The sequence below is a fragment of the Pseudoxanthomonas sp. LARHCG66 genome, from assembly GCF_052871755.1.
The window spans coordinates 1,138,918-1,153,719 of record NZ_JBIXJW010000001.1; the positions used below are offsets into that span (position 1 = coordinate 1,138,918).

The 14,802-nt window shown below is 63.7% G+C and carries 16 protein-coding genes and 1 tRNA gene; 2 read left to right on the forward strand and 15 right to left on the reverse strand.

Translation table 11 applies throughout. From position 1 onward, the window contains the following. Positions 1-49: 49 nt before the first annotated feature. The 8 genes from ACIPRS_RS05430 to ACIPRS_RS05465 all read right to left on the reverse strand — a co-directional run bounded on the left by ACIPRS_RS05430 (position 50) and on the right by ACIPRS_RS05465 (position 8,608). Complete coding sequence (locus ACIPRS_RS05430; RefSeq protein WP_446537785.1) at positions 50-1,816, reverse strand: hypothetical protein; 1,767 nt, start codon at positions 1,814-1,816, stop codon at positions 50-52. Next, a complete protein-coding gene (locus ACIPRS_RS05435; RefSeq protein ID WP_446537786.1) occupies positions 1,791-3,164 on the reverse strand; it encodes an ABC transporter ATP-binding protein in 1,374 nt (457 codons plus the stop codon). The genes ACIPRS_RS05430 and ACIPRS_RS05435 overlap by 26 nt, the downstream gene beginning before the upstream one ends. Further along, positions 3,154-3,969 (reverse strand): ABC transporter permease, encoded by an 816-nt coding sequence (locus ACIPRS_RS05440; RefSeq protein ID WP_446537787.1) that lies wholly within the window; start codon positions 3,967-3,969, stop codon positions 3,154-3,156. The genes ACIPRS_RS05435 and ACIPRS_RS05440 overlap by 11 nt, the downstream gene beginning before the upstream one ends. Further along, entirely contained in the window at positions 3,966-5,159 is a 1,194-nt protein-coding gene (locus ACIPRS_RS05445; protein WP_446537788.1) for a cystathionine gamma-synthase, read from the reverse strand. Before ACIPRS_RS05445 ends, ACIPRS_RS05440 begins: the two co-directional genes overlap by 4 nt. A gap of 98 nt (positions 5,160-5,257) precedes the next feature. Next, a complete protein-coding gene (locus ACIPRS_RS05450) occupies positions 5,258-6,628 on the reverse strand; it encodes a pyridoxal-phosphate dependent enzyme (protein WP_446537789.1) in 1,371 nt (456 codons plus the stop codon). 116 nt (positions 6,629-6,744) lie between these two features. Next, positions 6,745-6,963 carry a YdcH family protein gene (locus ACIPRS_RS05455; RefSeq protein ID WP_142123411.1) on the reverse strand — a complete coding sequence of 73 codons (219 nt, stop codon included), beginning with the start codon at positions 6,961-6,963 and terminating at the stop codon, positions 6,745-6,747. 356 nt (positions 6,964-7,319) lie between these two features. Further along, complete coding sequence (locus ACIPRS_RS05460; protein ID WP_446538011.1) at positions 7,320-8,183, reverse strand: hypothetical protein; 864 nt, start codon at positions 8,181-8,183, stop codon at positions 7,320-7,322. A gap of 29 nt (positions 8,184-8,212) precedes the next feature. Beyond that, positions 8,213-8,608 carry a DUF4398 domain-containing protein gene (locus tag ACIPRS_RS05465; protein ID WP_337730619.1) on the reverse strand — a complete coding sequence of 132 codons (396 nt, stop codon included), beginning with the start codon at positions 8,606-8,608 and terminating at the stop codon, positions 8,213-8,215. Positions 8,609-8,702: 94 nt separating this feature from the next. Between ACIPRS_RS05465 and ACIPRS_RS05470 the strand changes: the two genes are divergently transcribed. Beyond that, a complete protein-coding gene (locus ACIPRS_RS05470; RefSeq protein ID WP_192200193.1) occupies positions 8,703-9,839 on the forward strand; it encodes a PilT/PilU family type 4a pilus ATPase in 1,137 nt (378 codons plus the stop codon). Between the two features lie 58 nt (positions 9,840-9,897). On the opposite strand, the gene maiA is transcribed toward ACIPRS_RS05470, so the two are convergent. The 6 genes from maiA to rplM all read right to left on the reverse strand — a co-directional run bounded on the left by maiA (position 9,898) and on the right by rplM (position 13,456). Further along, the gene (gene maiA / locus ACIPRS_RS05475) at positions 9,898-10,557 is read right to left on the reverse strand and encodes a maleylacetoacetate isomerase (protein ID WP_192200192.1); all 660 of its coding nucleotides are present in this window, start codon (positions 10,555-10,557) and stop codon (positions 9,898-9,900) included. 98 nt (positions 10,558-10,655) lie between these two features. Then, positions 10,656-11,645, reverse strand: coding sequence for a fumarylacetoacetate hydrolase family protein (locus tag ACIPRS_RS05480; RefSeq protein ID WP_192200191.1), 990 nt, complete (start codon positions 11,643-11,645; stop codon positions 10,656-10,658). Between the two features lie 64 nt (positions 11,646-11,709). Next, positions 11,710-12,456 (reverse strand): 2OG-Fe dioxygenase family protein, encoded by a 747-nt coding sequence (locus ACIPRS_RS05485; protein WP_446537790.1) that lies wholly within the window; start codon positions 12,454-12,456, stop codon positions 11,710-11,712. A gap of 68 nt (positions 12,457-12,524) precedes the next feature. After that, positions 12,525-12,599: transfer RNA gene (locus ACIPRS_RS05490), tRNA-Gln, on the reverse strand. Positions 12,600-12,632: 33 nt separating this feature from the next. After that, positions 12,633-13,025, reverse strand: a complete 393-nt coding sequence (gene rpsI / locus ACIPRS_RS05495; protein ID WP_192200190.1) for a 30S ribosomal protein S9 — start codon at positions 13,023-13,025, stop codon at positions 12,633-12,635. Positions 13,026-13,027: 2 nt separating this feature from the next. Continuing rightward, positions 13,028-13,456 (reverse strand): 50S ribosomal protein L13, encoded by a 429-nt coding sequence (gene rplM / locus ACIPRS_RS05500; protein ID WP_055936916.1) that lies wholly within the window; start codon positions 13,454-13,456, stop codon positions 13,028-13,030. A 191-nt stretch (positions 13,457-13,647) separates the two neighbouring features. On the opposite strand from rplM, the gene coq7 reads away from it, so the two are divergent. Further along, positions 13,648-14,289, forward strand: coding sequence for a 2-polyprenyl-3-methyl-6-methoxy-1,4-benzoquinone monooxygenase (gene coq7 / locus ACIPRS_RS05505; protein WP_446537791.1), 642 nt, complete (start codon positions 13,648-13,650; stop codon positions 14,287-14,289). A 111-nt stretch (positions 14,290-14,400) separates the two neighbouring features. On the opposite strand, the gene sugE is transcribed toward coq7, so the two are convergent. Then, a complete protein-coding gene (gene sugE / locus ACIPRS_RS05510) occupies positions 14,401-14,721 on the reverse strand; it encodes a quaternary ammonium compound efflux SMR transporter SugE (protein WP_192200188.1) in 321 nt (106 codons plus the stop codon). Positions 14,722-14,802: the final 81 nt, after the last annotated feature.

Genomic DNA, 14,802 nt, shown 5'->3' on the forward strand with positions numbered 1-14,802 from the left:
GCAAAAAATGCCGATCTGACACCGACCTGGCCTTCTGCTCGCGGGCCACTCATTTGAACCAACCTTGGAGCATCTTCTTAAAGTTCCTTGCCCTGATTTCTTCCAGCGCCTCATTTCCCTGGACCGTAAGAGCACGATGCTCGCGCACTTGTTCTTGCATATCCCCTTCGACCCGCAGAAGATCGGACCGCAACTCTCGAGTCGTACGATCCAAGTCGCCTCGCAAGCCATCCACCGAAGGGATAACTCCCTCCTTTATCGCATCTGCCACGCGCAGGAGCTCACTGCTGAGCCGCTCCGCAGCCGCCGAATCGTCTGCCGCAACTGCAGAAATTAGGGTATCTGTGTCATGTTGCTTACGTTGGATGCCACTCAGTCCGTCCTGCACCGTAACGGTCGCCTGCCGGATCTCGTCGGCGACGGTGCTGGTCGTGTCCTCCCAGAAGCCCACGATCCTGTCTTCAACCTGTGCGATGCGCCGATTCAAGCCCTCAAGGAGATTCGCGACCTGTGTGTCGTCGAAGCCACGGCGCCCCAGGTCGGCAAGCGACATGCGCTGCATGAGTACGGTCAACTTGCACGCATCGGGAATCGGCAACTTGAACTCCAGCCAAGGATCGTCGTGATTTGCCACCAACCCGATGCTTCCGTTCTGCAACTCCAGCACGGCGCCACTACCCGCTATCGCATGTCGGATCGGCGCGACGGCCTGTCCGTCTATCGATAGTTGCCGTACCGCGTAGGCGCCGGGCGAATCGTTGAGATCAAGCCTGATATAGCCGGCGTTGCAATCCTCAGGCAACTCGAATGCGATGACATCGGTGTCTGCGCGCGACGGCCAAGGCATGACGATCGAGCTCTCCTCACAGTAACTTTCGTTCTCCAGTCGGAAGTACAGCTGCACCTTGCCGAATTCGAACGTAGCGCGCTGATCGAACAGACCGGTGATTCCCAGCAAATGCCCCACGACTTCGACCTCCGAGCTGGCCTGCGCATGCGGTATCGTTTCACCAACCGGCAAGCGAAACCGGCGGATGAGCCGTGCGACTTCGGCATAGTCGGTGCCGGTGGATAGAGCGAGATCATGAAACTCGTCGCCATGACCATGGACAAGCGTGTCGTCGAAGACGCTGGCGACGACCTCCTTAACCAGCCCTACCGAGCGCTGGCTCACGTCGGCCAGCGCGGCGATCGACGCCTCGTCCGCCTTGGCCAGTCCCTCGAAGCGTACAACCTGGTAGTCGCGTCCATCGAGAAGATGCAACGCAGCACCCATCGAGAGATCGACGATCCTGCGCGCGTAGTCAATTCCGCGCGTGGGACTCAGACGGAAATTCGAAACGGCCACCGCCTCCCCATCGCGATGCGTCAGCAGATGGCGCTGGCGAATTCCCAGCCGGCCCAGGATCGTAGTCCATACAGGAAGCGTGAAGCAGAACCTGGGATCCTTCAGTCCGATCTCCGTGGAGCTGCCAAAGTTCGACTCGATGAATCGGGCAATACGGACTTCGAACTTGTCGGCGATCTCCGGCGAAAAATCCCCCGCGAGCGGCGTCGCAACGAAATCACGATAAGACCAGCCGAGTTCCGCAAGAATCTCATCGTTAATCTCATTGAGTTCGACGAGCTCGAAGAAGATGGGGTTATGCGCATGCTTCTCTGGGTTGACAAACAGCTTGGGATCGCCGAAGTCGATGCCGAGATCTCGCAGAACGTGGCACACAGCGGAGGTTCCGCTTCGGGGCGGCCCCAGCACGATGACGGTTGAGCGGTCTGAACTGTGCATATCCTCAAGCCCCAATGGATTCGAGTTCAACGAACGGTTCGGCCAGAATGTCGAAGAAGCCCGCAGTCCGGCGCGGCCTCTCGGCGATCTCGACACGGAATGCGAAAGCATCGACGATCCTGTGCAGGAACGTCTCGCCGACTTCGACGGACAGCACACCATTGCAGCCGGCATTGAGGAAGTACATTCCCGGCAGCAGGTTGCAACGCCAGTGGAAGCGCACCCTCACCCTGTTACCTGCATGCACATCGCCCAAGGACTCATCGAATCGGTGGGACGAAGCGCCCGCCAACTCCACGCCGGTCACGCTCTTCACCAGCATGCCGAAGTGGACATGGGAAGCTTGTCGGTCGAAGCGCACCTCGAACTCATACCGATACAGCGCACCATGACGCAAGACGTTGACGATTTCGCCTGCCGCATTGGTGATACGCGGATCGATGATGCAGGCCCCATGACGTTCGAATTCAAAGCGGCTCTGGGACACGAGCCCGGCATCGAAACGCTCCACGTCTATGTCGCCGGTGATGGTCTGCGGTTGCTCCGCCGCTTCGCTCCCGGACTCGTCCGTGCACCATTCCATGCCAGCACGATCCAACGCAGTCGCTTGCTCGACCAAGTTGCCGATGCGATCTGCTGGCGCATAGATGATCCGCTGGTAGATCCCGACCGCAGAGTTGGGCTTGCCGAAGTAGATGCGCTTACCGGCATGGAGCACCATGGCGCGATCGCAGAGTTGGAGAATCGTAGCGGCAGAGTGGGAGACGAACAGGATCGTGGCGCCCCCCCTTTTCAATTCTTCTATCCGACTGAAACACTTTCGCTGAAATGCTTCGTCCCCGACAGACAGCGCCTCGTCGACGACGAGTATCTCTGGATCGACGTGGATGGCAACCGAGAATGCGAGGCGTACGAACATGCCGCTTGAATAATGCTTCACGGGCTCGTCGATAAAATGACCGATATCCGCGAATTCGATGATGTTGGGGAGCTTAGCCTCCACCACAGCCGCATCCAGGCCGAGCACGCCGGCGTACAACCTCACATTCTCTCGTCCGCTGAATTCAGGATTGAAGCCTGCGCCTAACTCAAGCAACGCCGCGATCCTGCCCGAGACTTTCACTCGTCCGCTCGTAGGCTCCATGATTCCACAAAGGATCTGCAGTAACGTCGATTTACCGGAGCCGTTGCGCCCAAGGATGCCAACCGTCTCGCCTCGGAACACCTCGAAATCGACTTCACTCAACGCTTGGAAATCACGCCCCCATTGCTTTTCTCGACGAGGTGCGAACAGCTCCGCCAACCTGTGATGCGGCTTTGCGTAAGAGCGGAATGTCTTGCCGACACCTAGAGCGCTGATGGCGGTTTCAGATGACATCTGCAAATCCCCTGCGGGCGTGGCGGAACAGGTATATCGAGACGGCGAGCAAAACCAAACCAGACAGCGTACGTACTGCCAGCCCCTCCCAATCGAGCGGCTGTTCCCATAGCAGTGCCTGGCGCGTCTGGTCGATGTAGAAGGTGATCGGATTAAGGAAGAACCAGCGCTGGTGTTCGGGCGGCAGCGTCGAGACAGGCACGATGGCCGAGGAAACGAACAGGAGCACGGTGCTAACGCTCGGCACTATCTGATTTATGTCCTTGAAGTAGACCCCAAGGAAGCTGAGCAAGTAAGACAGCGCCAGAGCAAGCAAGAACATGGGAACCAGCACGGCCGGCAGCAGCAGGTAATGCCACGACCAGCCTTCACCAAGCACCAGCTGCATGAAAAAGAACACCAACAAGACAGCAAAGAAATTGAACAGCGCGACCAAGACGGTGACGGGAGGAATGATGCCCAGTGGGAACACCACTTTCTTGACGAAGCTCGGATTGGAAGCGATTGAACCAGGAGAGCGAGTCAAGCACTCGGCGAAGAATCCATGGATGGCAATGCCGATGAAGAGGAGACGAACGAAGTCTCCGCTGGTTTCCAAGCCCGGCCACTTGGCCCGGAATACGTAGCCAAACGCCAAGCCATAGACCGCCAGCATCAATAGCGGGTTGAGGACGGTCCAGAGCAGGCCGAGATTAGCCCCACGATAGCGGGAAGCAATATCGCGCCAAGCCAGCGAAAGCGTCAGCCCAAACAGCTTGCGCAATCGACCATAGACGAGCCGCCCATTCTGCAGGCGCGCCATCATGCGCGCGCGACCAGGGCATTCTGCATATCGGCTTGCAGGTTGTGCAAATCCTCCACACCCACACTGAGCCTGACCAGCCCACCACTGATCCCGAGCTTCTCCCGCCGCTCCAGCGGCACAGAAGCATGCGTCATCACTGCGGGATGATTCACCAGGCTTTCCACGCCGCCCAGCGATTCTGCGAGCGTGAACAGCGTCGTGTTCTCGCAGAACTTTTTCGCCGCCTCGAAGCCGCCTTTCAGCACGATCGAAATGATGCCGCCATAGCCCTGCATCTGCTTGGTGGCCAGCGCGTGCTGCGGATGCGACTCCAGCCCTGGATAGATAACCTTCTCGATCGCCGGATGCGTCTCCAGCCACTGCGCCAGCGCCAGGGCATTCTCGCAATGCGCCTTCATCCGCAGATGCAACGTCTTCAATCCACGCAAAGCGAGGAAGCTGTCGAAAGGTCCCTGCACCGCACCGATGGAGTTCTGCAGGAAGGCCATCTGTTCGGCCAGTTCGGCATCATCTCCCACCACGACCATGCCACCGACCATGTCGGAGTGGCCGTTGAGGTACTTGGTGGCGGAGTGCATCACGATGTCCGCACCGAGTAGCAGCGGCCGCTGCAGGATCGGCGAGGCGAAAGTGTTGTCGACAACCACGCGCAAGCCGCGCTTGTGCGCGATCCCGCAGATGGCGGCGATGTCGACGATCTTCAGCATGGGGTTGGTGGGGGTTTCCACCCACACCATTCGCGTTTCCGGTCGTATCGAGGACTCGAACGCCGCCAGGTCGGTCATGTCGACGAAGCTGAAATCCAGCCCCGCGGTACGTCGGCGCACGCGCTCGAAAAGGCGGTAGCTGCCGCCGTACAGGTCGTCCATCGCCACGACGTGGCTGCCGCTGTCCAGCAGTTCCAGGATCGTCGAGGTGGCCGCCATGCCGGACGCGAACGCAAAGCCGCGGCTGCCGCCCTCCAGCGCCGCCACGCAGCGTTCGTAGGCAAAGCGCGTGGGATTGTGCGTACGGGAATACTCGAAGCCCTGATGTACGCCCGGGCTGCTCTGTGCATACGTGGACGTAGCGTAGATAGGGGGCATCACCGCGCCGGTGCTGGGGTCCGGAGACTGCCCACCGTGGATAGCCAGTGTACCCAGGGCAAGGTCGCCGGGCGCCCCACTGGCGGGGCTCGAAGATTGCGCCATGTTCATGTTCCTTCAAACAGCCGGGCATTCTACCAGCCGGGTCTTAACGTACCGTCCATGCCGTGCCGCCGCCCGTGCCGGTAGCACGGGCAGGGGACCTACTGTGCTCGGCGTCGCAGATAGTTGAGCAGATCGATGCGGGTGATCAGACCAAGGAAGGCATCGCCATCCGTGATGATGGCCACCTGGCCCCGGTCGAACACCGGCAGCAGGGCCTCGATCGGGGAATGCACGTCCAGCCGGTCCAGCTTGCTGACCATGGCGGTGGAGACCGGGTCGCGGAAACGGGCTTCGTCGCCATACACGTGCAGCAACACGTCGCTCTCGTCGACGATGCCGGCCAGCCTGTCACCCTCCATCACCGGCAGCTGCGACACGTCGTACAGCTTCATGCGCTGGTAGGCGGTCGTCAGCAGGTCGGCCGGACTGACCACCACGGTGTCGCGCTGGCTGTACGGGCGCAGGATGAGGTCGCGCAGGTCGCCGTACTGGGGCCGGTCGATGAACCCGTTGTCCAGCATCCAGTAGTCGTTGTACATCTTGGACAGGTACTTGTTGCCGGTATCGCAGACGAATACCAGCACCTTCTTCGGCGTGGTCTGTTCGCGGCAGTACTTCAGCGCGGCCGCCAGCAGGGTACCGGTGGACGAACCACCCAGGATGCCTTCCTTCGCCAGCAGCTCGCGGGCGGTGTGGAAACTCTCGCCGTCGCTGATCGCATAGGCCTTCTTGACCCGACTGAAATCCGAGATCTGCGGCAGGAAGTCCTCGCCGATGCCTTCCACCAGCCAGCTGCCGGACTTGGTGCTCAACGTGCCTTCGTTGATGTACTGGGTGAGGATGGAGCCCACCGGGTCGGCCAGCACCATCTCCGTCTGCGGCGAATGCTCGGCGAAGCAGCGCGACAGGCCGGTCATCGTGCCGGAGCTGCCGCAGCCGAAGACGATGGCGTCCAGCTGGCCTTCCATCTGGCGCAGGATTTCCGGGCCGGTGCCGAACTCGTGCGCCGCCGGGTTGTCGGGGTTGCCGAACTGGTTGATGAAGTAGGCCCCAGGGGTCTCACGCGCAATGCGCTCGGCCAGGTCCTGGTAGTACTCCGGGTGCCCCTTCGCCACGTCGGAGCGGGTCAGGATGACCTCGGCGCCCATGGCCTTCAGGTTGAAGATTTTCTCCCGGCTCATCTTGTCCGGGACCACCAGCATCAACTTGTAGCCCTTCTGCTGGGCTACCAGGGCCAGGCCGATACCGGTGTTGCCGGCCGTGCCTTCCACCAGGGTCGCGCCGGGCTTCAGGTCGCCGCGCTTTTCGGCGGCCTCGATCATCGACATGCCGATGCGGTCCTTGATGGACCCGCCGGGGTTGGCGCTTTCGAGCTTCAGGTAGAGGGTGCAGAGCCCGGTGTCCAAGCGCCTGGCCTGGACGATCGGCGTGTCGCCGATCAGCTCGAGTACTGAGGAGTGGATCGCCATGCGGCCGTGCATCCGGTGCGGAACGTGGCCCGGATTATCGCACTAGGGTGACGCGGACGGCGACGGCCGACGAGGAGGCCGCCGCCGCCCGCGACAAGAAAGTGGCGGGGCAGGCGTCAGTGCGGCTTGGCGTCGTAGATCCGGAGCAATCGCTCCTTGGCGTGCAGCTTCTCGCGCTTCATCTGCCCGAGGCGGTTGTCGTCGATGGGCAGTACACCCAGCTCGGCGTCGGTGACCTTCTTGTCCAGCTCGCGATGGCGCTGGTACAGCTGCTTGAACTCCGGATCGGCCTTGATGAGTGCATCGATTTCGGCCTGCGGTTGACCTTCGAACATGATCGTTACCTCCTTCAGCGGAAATACGAACGCCCCGGCCTCTGCAGGCACGGGGCGTTGGCTTGGGAGCGGAGCATCTGGCCGGCAGCGCGGGCACTTCCCACCGGAATGCCCGCTGCGGCCTGGCTGCCGGCGGCGGTCTCCTGCGGGATCGGTACGGGCGTCATCGGGTCGATTCTCCGGTGAGCCAAGCGACGGGGATCGCTTGGGTATACGACCCTACTCCTCACTGCCGGGCCCGACAAGGCCCGTTGCAAGTGGTTGATCCGACAGGATTCAGCCCGCAAGAACAGGATTCAGCCCAGCCTCGCCGAAGCCTTGCAACCTCGTATAACCCCATGATTTACATGGGGTTATCAATGCGTGACGACGACTTCCAGCGCGCGTGCCTTGCTGCCGGTGCCCTTGCCTGCGCTCTGCAGGCGTGATTTCGCTACACCGGCCGCCATCAGCGCATCTCGCAGCACGTCAGCCCGGCGCTGTCCGGGCGTCTGCTTGTCCCCGTAACCGTCGATGCGGGCCCGGGCTTTCGGGTTGGCCTGCAGGTAGGCGGCGAGCGCGGCAGCACTCGACGCGCCCCCGGCGGACAGCTTCGCCGAATTGGCAGCGAAGACGTCGGCGCCCAGGGTGAAGACCTCACCACGGGTTTCGAACTTCGAAGGCGGCAGCTTGGCACCCGAGACCAGTTCCGCCTCCTCGCGCGCCAGTTTCAGTTCGCGCTGACGGGCCGCACTCAGCCGGTTCGCCTGCTGGCCCGCGACGGTATCCAGCGTGATCTCCGCTTCCTGGCGCGCCAGTGCCTCGGCCTCGGCAGCCATGCGGAGGCGTTCGGTTTCCTCGGCCTGGATCTGCGCCTGCACGCGCAGGCGCTCTGCCTCCCGGCGCGCGCGCTCCGCTTCGCGGCGACTCGCTTCCACCAGCAACTCGCTGCGGGTCCGGTCCAACCGGTCCACTTCACGACGGGCCGCCTGGGTGCGTGCGGCGATCTCCGCGATCTCCACCCGGCGTTCCGCCACGTACTGGGCAGTCTCGCGCTGACTGCGACGCGCCTTGTCGAAGGCGGTGATGGCGTGTTGTGCCTGCAACTTCTCGTAGGCCGCCAGTTCCCCAAGCGCCGGATCGGCATGCAGCGCAGACAACCGCTGGTTGAGCTGCACGACCACGGGATTGTCAGCCGCTGACGCGGTGTTGGAGCCCAGCATCAGCATCAGCCCCACCATGCCGGCACGGGTCACCTTGCGAGACGCCTTCATCGCCCACCCTCCGCGCCGATCTGGCGCTGGAGGTCGGCGATCTCCGCCTTCCGCTGCGCGACTTCGGCCGTCGCTACGGCTTCCAGGCTGCGCGCGCGCGCAAGATCGGCATCCACCGTGGCCCGCAGGGCCAGGTCCAGTGCGTCCTTCTTGTCCCGCGCAGCGTGTGCGGCCTGCGCCTGCGCCAACGCCTGCCGCGCTGCCTCCAGCGGTTGCGGGGCGTACTGGTCGGCATCCGCCTGGTCCGCGCGCTGCACCGCCTGCACGGCGGCTTCCAGTTCCGGGGGCGCTGCACTCTGGGCGCGTGCCGGTTCGCCGGCCAAGGCCAGTGTTGCTACTGCGGCCGCCATCACATGCAGGGGCCAGCGGAAGTGTGAGAAGCTAACTGTCATTGGGGTGCCGTGACGTTGAGGGGTGCGCGCGGCCATTGTCGGAAGCCTTTGGCGCCGTTGCAACGTCGCGCCGCGCATCTTGGGAGCTTTGCACATGGACATCGGCTATTTCCTGAAGCTGATGACCGAGAAGAACGCCTCGGACATGTTTCTCACCACCGGGGCGCCGGTGTACATCAAGATCGAGGGCAAGCTCTATCCCTTGGGCAATACCGGTCTGCCGCCGGGCATGGTGAAGAAGATCGCCTATTCGCTGATGGACGAGGGCCAGGTGCCCGTGTTCGAGCGCGAACTGGAGCTCAACATGGCCATCGCCCTGCAGGATGCGGGGCGCTTCCGCGTGAACGTGTTCAAGCAGCGCGGCGAGGTGGGCATGGTGATCCGCGCGATCCGCAGTGTGATCCCGACCATCGAAGAGCTGAACCTGCCTCCGGTGCTGAAGGACATCATCATGACCCCGCGCGGGCTGGTGCTGATCGTCGGCTCCACCGGTTCGGGCAAGTCGACGTCGCTGGCATCGATGATCGACTACCGCAACACCACCAGCACCGGCCACATCCTCACCATCGAGGATCCGATCGAGTACCTGCACAAGCACAAGCAGTCGATCGTCAACCAGCGCGAAGTGGGCCTGGACACGCACGCCTTCCACAACGCGCTGAAGAACGCGATGCGCGAGGCGCCGGACGTCATTCTGATCGGCGAAATCCTCGACGCCACCACGATGGAGGCCGCGATCGCCTTCGCCGAAACCGGCCACCTGTGCCTGGCCACGCTGCACTCCAACAACGCCGACCAGACCATCGAGCGCATCCTGAACTTCTTCCCGGAAAGCGCGCACAAGAACGTGCTGATGAACCTGGCGCTGAACCTGCGCGCCGTGGTGTCGCAGCGCCTGGTGAAAGGTACCGACGGTCGTCGCATGCCGGCCGCCGAAGTGCTGATCAACACGCCGATGATCCGCGACCTGCTGCGCCGCGGCCAGGTGCACGAGATCAAGCAGGCCATGGAGGAGTCGCTGGAGGAAGGCATGGAAACCTTCGACCAGTGCCTGTTCCGCATGGTCAAGGAGGGCCAGATCGAGCAAGAGGAAGCGCTGCGTGCCGCCGACTCGCGTGATGGCCTGGCGCTGAAGTTCCGCCTGTCTGAAGGCAGCAAGGGCGAGCACGACCCCTACGCCGACTACGACACGTCGGGAAGCTCGCCGCGCATCACCCACGGCTTCGGCTGACGGCACCATAGCCTGCGAAGAAGCATCCCAAAGGGCGGAGTTCTCCGCCCTTTTTCATTCAGGCATTTGCGTCAGGCTGGCTTTCGGGACGCGCCTGGTCGAATGCGGGCAACGCCAGGCAAGCCTGTTCGATACGGACGATGGTCGGGAACGCGGCCATGTCCACGCCGAAGCGACGCGCATTGAACACCTGCGGCACCAGGCAGCAATCCGCCAGTCCCGGTGTCTGCCCATGGCAGTAGGCGCCGGTCGCGGAGTCCTCGGCGAGCAGCGATTCGACCGCGGCAAATCCTTCGATGATCCAGTGTTTGACCCACTCGTCCCGTTCGGACTGCGGCACGTTCCAGGTGCCGTCGAAATACTGCAGCACGCGCAGGTTGTTGAGCGGATGGATGTCGCAGGCGACCATCTGCGCCAATGCACGCACGCGGGCGCGGTCGCGTGCCGTCATGGGCAGCAGCCGCGGTGAAGGCCAGGCTTCGTCGAGATACTCGAGGATCGCCAGCGACTGGCGGATAACGCGCTCCCCGTGCTGCAGGGTGGGCACCATGTGCTGGGGGTTCTTGGCCACGTAATCAGGCTTGTGCTGCTGCCCGCCCTCACGGACCAGGTGCACGGGCACCGTTTCGTACGCCAGCCCCTTGAGGTTCAGGCCGATGCGCACGCGGTAGGCGGCACTGGAGCGCCAATAGGAATAAAGCCGCAGTTGCTCAGCCATGCAAGCCGCCTCCCGCGGTTTGCCCCTTCGATTGCCTGTAATACGCGTCCATGTCCACCTCGAGCCTTCCTGTATTCACACTGGGCCCGCGCGCGCCTTCAAGGCAAGGGCTGCGGCTCGATCCTCTGCTCGATCACACCGAAAATGGAATGACCGTCACGATCCTTCATCTCGATGTGGACCAGATCGCCGAACTTCATGAAAGGCGTCGAGGGCTTGCCGTCACGCAGGGTCTCCACGGTGCGCTGCTCGGCAAAGCACGAGGCGCCCCTGGACGTGTCCTCGTTGGCGATGGTGCCGGAACCGACAATCGTGCCCGCCGACAGCGGCCGGGTCTTGGCCGCGTGCGCGACCAGCTGGGCGAAATCGAACTGCATGTCCACGCCGGCCTCGGGTGCGCCGAACCAGTTGCCATTGATGTGCGTCACCAGCGGCAGGTGCACCTTGTTGTCGCGCCAGGCATCGTCCAGTTCGTCCGGGGTCACGAACACCGGTGACAGCGCCGAGCGCGGCTTGGATTGCAGGAAGCCGAAACCCTTCGCCAGTTCGCCCGGGATCAGGTTGCGCAAGGACACATCGTTCACCAGACCGATCAACTGGATGTGGCCGGCTGCCTGAGCGGGCGTGACCGCCATCGGCACGTCGTCGGTGATGACCACGATCTCCGCTTCCAGATCGATGCCATAGTCTTCGCTGACCACTTTCACCGGATCGCGCGGGCCGTGAAAGGCGGCGCTGGTGGCCTGGTACATCAGCGGATCCGTGTAGAAGCTCGCCGGTACCTCCGCGTTGCGGGCGCGGCGGACGCGTTCGACGTGCGGCAAATAGGCGCTGCCATCGACGAACTCGTAGGCCCGCGGCAACGGGGCCGCCAGCGCGTGGAAGTCCACGTCGAACATGCCATCGACGTTGCCGGCATTCAGTGCTTCGTAGACTGCATTGAGGCGCGGCGCGATGTTGCTCCAGTCCTCAAGCGCCTGCTGCAACGTCAATGCGATGCCCGTCGCGCGCACGGCACGCGCCAGATCGCGCGACACCACCACCAGCGTGCCGTCACGACCGCCTTCCTTCAGGGAACCCAGCTTCATCGGAACTCCAGGATGCCGGCGCCCACGCGCCATGGTTTCAATTGTAACGAAATACGCGCCGCGATCAGCCTGCGCCCGCTTCACCCTGGAAGCCGTCCCGGCGGAACGTCAGCACCAGCGTATCGCGATGGCCCTGCGCGTCCAGCGGCTGGATCGGCGTGGACTCGTGGATCACTCGCTCGTCGTCGAGGAACAGCAATGACCACGGCGCCTCCAGGGTAAAACGCTGGCCGTCCGGTCCGGCGGCGGCGAACACGCGGGTCTCGCCGCCCTTGATGCCCTCGCGGTCCAGCAGCAGCACTGCGACGAAGTCCACGCCATCGCGATGCGCGCCCTCCGGCGTGGGCCGCCCGATGCCATCGGTCGTGTCGATGCGGAACTGGTGTGCCTCGACGAACCAGGTCCGTTCGCCCCTCAGCGTGGAGCACCATCGCGCAAGCCCCGACAGCAGCTGCCGCCAGGCGATGGCACCGCTGACGGCAGGCTCGATCGGCTGGAACCAGCGTTGCATGCCGCCGTGGAGGGCGTTGTAGTCCAGCGACTGCCAGTGCGCGCGATGCGGTGCCTGGCGCACCCCGTCCGCGTCGACGATGAAGCAGGAATGCCGGCGGCGCCGGTAACGGCCGCCGTCCTTCAGGTACTCGTCCACTTCCAGCCGCCCCCAACTCGGAAGCAGTTCGTCGAGGGCATCGAGACCGGTGCCGGTCGCCTCCGCCATGGCGCGTGGCTCCAGCACCACGTAGCCGCGCTCCTTCATGCGGCGCAGGGCCTCGTCCGGCGGACAGAACGGGGGTTGGAACATGGCAACCATAGGCGGGATCCCTCAACGCAAAAACCCGCCAGAGGCGGGCTTTTGCGGATGTCCAGTGGACTTCGAGTTGGCAGCCCCGGATGGATTCGAACCACCGAATGCCTGAGTCAGAGTCAGGTGCCTTACCGCTTGGCGACGGGGCTGTATAACCAGTGACGCGTAGTGTAGCGCGTCTGTTAGCGCTTGGAGAACTGCGTGGCGCGACGCGCCTTGTGCAGGCCGACCTTCTTGCGCTCGACTTCGCGCGCATCACGGGTCATGAAGCCCGCCTTGCGCAGCTCGTTCTTCAGGGTTTCGTCGTACTCCACCAGCGCGCGGGCGATGCCCAGGCGGATGGCGCCGGCCTGGCCGGTGGTGCCGCCGCCGGTCGTGGTGACCTTGATGTCGAAGCTTTCGGTGTTCTTGGTCAGCTCCAGCGGCTGGCGCACGATCATGCGCGCGGTCTCACGGCCGAAGAATTCGTCCAGCGGACGGTCGTTGACGGTGATGTTGCCGGTGCCCTTGCGCAGGAACACGCGGGCGGTGGAGGACTTGCGACGGCCGGTGCCGTAGTTCTGAGTGATAGCCATGATTAGATGTCCAGGACCTGCGGCTGCTGGGCGGCGTGCGGATGATTCGGGCCGGCGTAGACCTTGAGCTTGCGATACATGTCGCGGCCCAGCGGGCCCTTCGGCAGCATGCCCTTGACGGCGGTTTCGATGACGCGCTCCGGATGGCGCTCCAGCGCCTGCGCCAGAGTCTCGGTCTTCAGGTTGCCGATGTAGCCGGTGAAGCGGTGGTACTTCTTGTCGGCCAGCTTGTTGCCGGTGACATGGATCTTCTCGGCGTTGATGACGACCAGATAGTCGCCGGTATCAACGTGAGGGGTATAGACGGGCTTGTGCTTGCCGCGAAGGCGGCGGGCCAGCTCGGTGGACAGGCGACCAAGGGTCTTGCCTGCTGCGTCGACGACGTACCAGTCACGCTGGACGGTCTCGGACTTGGCGGTAAAGGTGCTCATGTGGATCTCATGTGTCTGGTCGGGCGGATTCCGCGGTTACCCCGGCGGAACTTTGCCACGCGTTGTGAAGGGTGAAACGGAAGAGGCGGGATTGTACGGGGCGAGGCCGCCACGCGCAAGTCGCCGGGGCGTCCCTGCCGGCACGCGCTGGACCGGCAGACGCCCGAGCGGCGAGCCGGCACAATGACGGCATGAACTCACGGACCTTCTCTCTCCTGGATCACTGGCTGGTGGAAGCCCAGCGCGGCCTGGACACGGTCTTCGGCAATCCGCCGGCCCATCGCCCCAACCCGGCCGGCGACACCCCCGAGGTTGCGCTCGATGCCGCCGAGCAGCGTCATGCCGCCGGCCTGATGCGCATCAACCATGTCGGCGAGGTGTGCGCGCAGGGCCTGTACTTCGGACAGGCCGCCGTCGCCCGCGACCCCGCGACGCGCACCCACCTGATGGAGGCCGCCCAGGAAGAAACCGACCATCTGGCCTGGTGCGCCGACCGGCTGCGGGAGCTGGACAGCCGCCCCAGCCTGTTCAACCCGCTGTGGTATGCCGGCAGCTATGCCCTGGGAGCCTTGGCAGGCCTGCGCGGTGACGGCTGGAGCCTGGGCTTCGTCGTCGAAACCGAGCGCCAGGTGGAAGCCCACTTGGACGAACACCTGGAAACCCTCCCCCCTGCCGACCTGCGCAGCCGCGAGATCCTGACCGTCATGAAGGCCGACGAGGCCCGCCATGCCGAACATGCCGAAGAGGCCGGCGCGACCGTCCTGCCAGCCCCCATCCCGACCCTGATGGCGGGCGCCTCGAAGCTGATGAAGGCAGTGGCTTACCGGCTGTAGGGTGCGCCCAGGCGCACCGTCGCCACGTCCACGCGTCCGACGATCCTCACTGACGTCGCTTCTCCGGGGTCGGCAAAGCCAGCAAGGCGGGCTTGAGCCCGCCCTGCGCCGCTACGACGGCGTGGCCAGTTTCAGGCCGATGATGCCGGCCACGATCAGCCCCACACAGACCAGCCGCGCCGCAGTTGCCGGCTCCTTGAACAGCCACATGCCGACGAAGGCCGTGCCCACGGCACCAATACCCACCCAGACCGCATAGCCCGTTCCCAACGGGATGTGCTTCAGCGCCGCGGCCAGCAGCCAGAAACTGGCCGCCATCGCCACGCCCGTCACCACGCTGGGCCACAGCCGGCTGAAACCCTCCGAGTATTTCAGTCCCACGGCCCATACCACTTCCAGCACGCCCGCCAACACCAGATAGAACCACGCCATACGCCACCTCCTCAGGTCGATGCCCGGGCCATAACGCAGAACGGCCCGGAACTTGCGTTCCGGACCGCCGTCGGTCCTGAT

Bases quoted from the DNA above. Each gene is read 5' to 3' on its own strand.
- ACIPRS_RS05435 (WP_446537786.1), bottom strand. From the start codon at position 3,164: ATGTCATCTGAAACCGCCATCAGCGCTCTAGGTGTCGGCAAGACATTC.
- ACIPRS_RS05440 (WP_446537787.1), bottom strand. From the start codon at position 3,969: ATGATGGCGCGCCTGCAGAATGGGCGGCTCGTCTATGGTCGATTGCGC.
- ACIPRS_RS05445 (WP_446537788.1), bottom strand. From the start codon at position 5,159: ATGGCGCAATCTTCGAGCCCCGCCAGTGGGGCGCCCGGCGACCTTGCC.
- ACIPRS_RS05450 (WP_446537789.1), bottom strand. From the start codon at position 6,628: ATGGCGATCCACTCCTCAGTACTCGAGCTGATCGGCGACACGCCGATC.
- ACIPRS_RS05455 (WP_142123411.1), bottom strand. From the start codon at position 6,963: ATGTTCGAAGGTCAACCGCAGGCCGAAATCGATGCACTCATCAAGGCC.
- ACIPRS_RS05460 (WP_446538011.1), bottom strand. From the start codon at position 8,183: ATGGTGGGGCTGATGCTGATGCTGGGCTCCAACACCGCGTCAGCGGCT.
- ACIPRS_RS05465 (WP_337730619.1), bottom strand. From the start codon at position 8,608: ATGACAGTTAGCTTCTCACACTTCCGCTGGCCCCTGCATGTGATGGCG.
- ACIPRS_RS05470 (WP_192200193.1), top strand. From the start codon at position 8,703: ATGGACATCGGCTATTTCCTGAAGCTGATGACCGAGAAGAACGCCTCG.
- maiA (WP_192200192.1), bottom strand. From the start codon at position 10,557: ATGGCTGAGCAACTGCGGCTTTATTCCTATTGGCGCTCCAGTGCCGCC.
- ACIPRS_RS05480 (WP_192200191.1), bottom strand. From the start codon at position 11,645: ATGAAGCTGGGTTCCCTGAAGGAAGGCGGTCGTGACGGCACGCTGGTG.
- ACIPRS_RS05485 (WP_446537790.1), bottom strand. From the start codon at position 12,456: ATGGTTGCCATGTTCCAACCCCCGTTCTGTCCGCCGGACGAGGCCCTG.
- rpsI (WP_192200190.1), bottom strand. From the start codon at position 13,025: ATGGCTATCACTCAGAACTACGGCACCGGCCGTCGCAAGTCCTCCACC.
- rplM (WP_055936916.1), bottom strand. From the start codon at position 13,456: ATGAGCACCTTTACCGCCAAGTCCGAGACCGTCCAGCGTGACTGGTAC.
- coq7 (WP_446537791.1), top strand. From the start codon at position 13,648: ATGAACTCACGGACCTTCTCTCTCCTGGATCACTGGCTGGTGGAAGCC.
- sugE (WP_192200188.1), bottom strand. From the start codon at position 14,721: ATGGCGTGGTTCTATCTGGTGTTGGCGGGCGTGCTGGAAGTGGTATGG.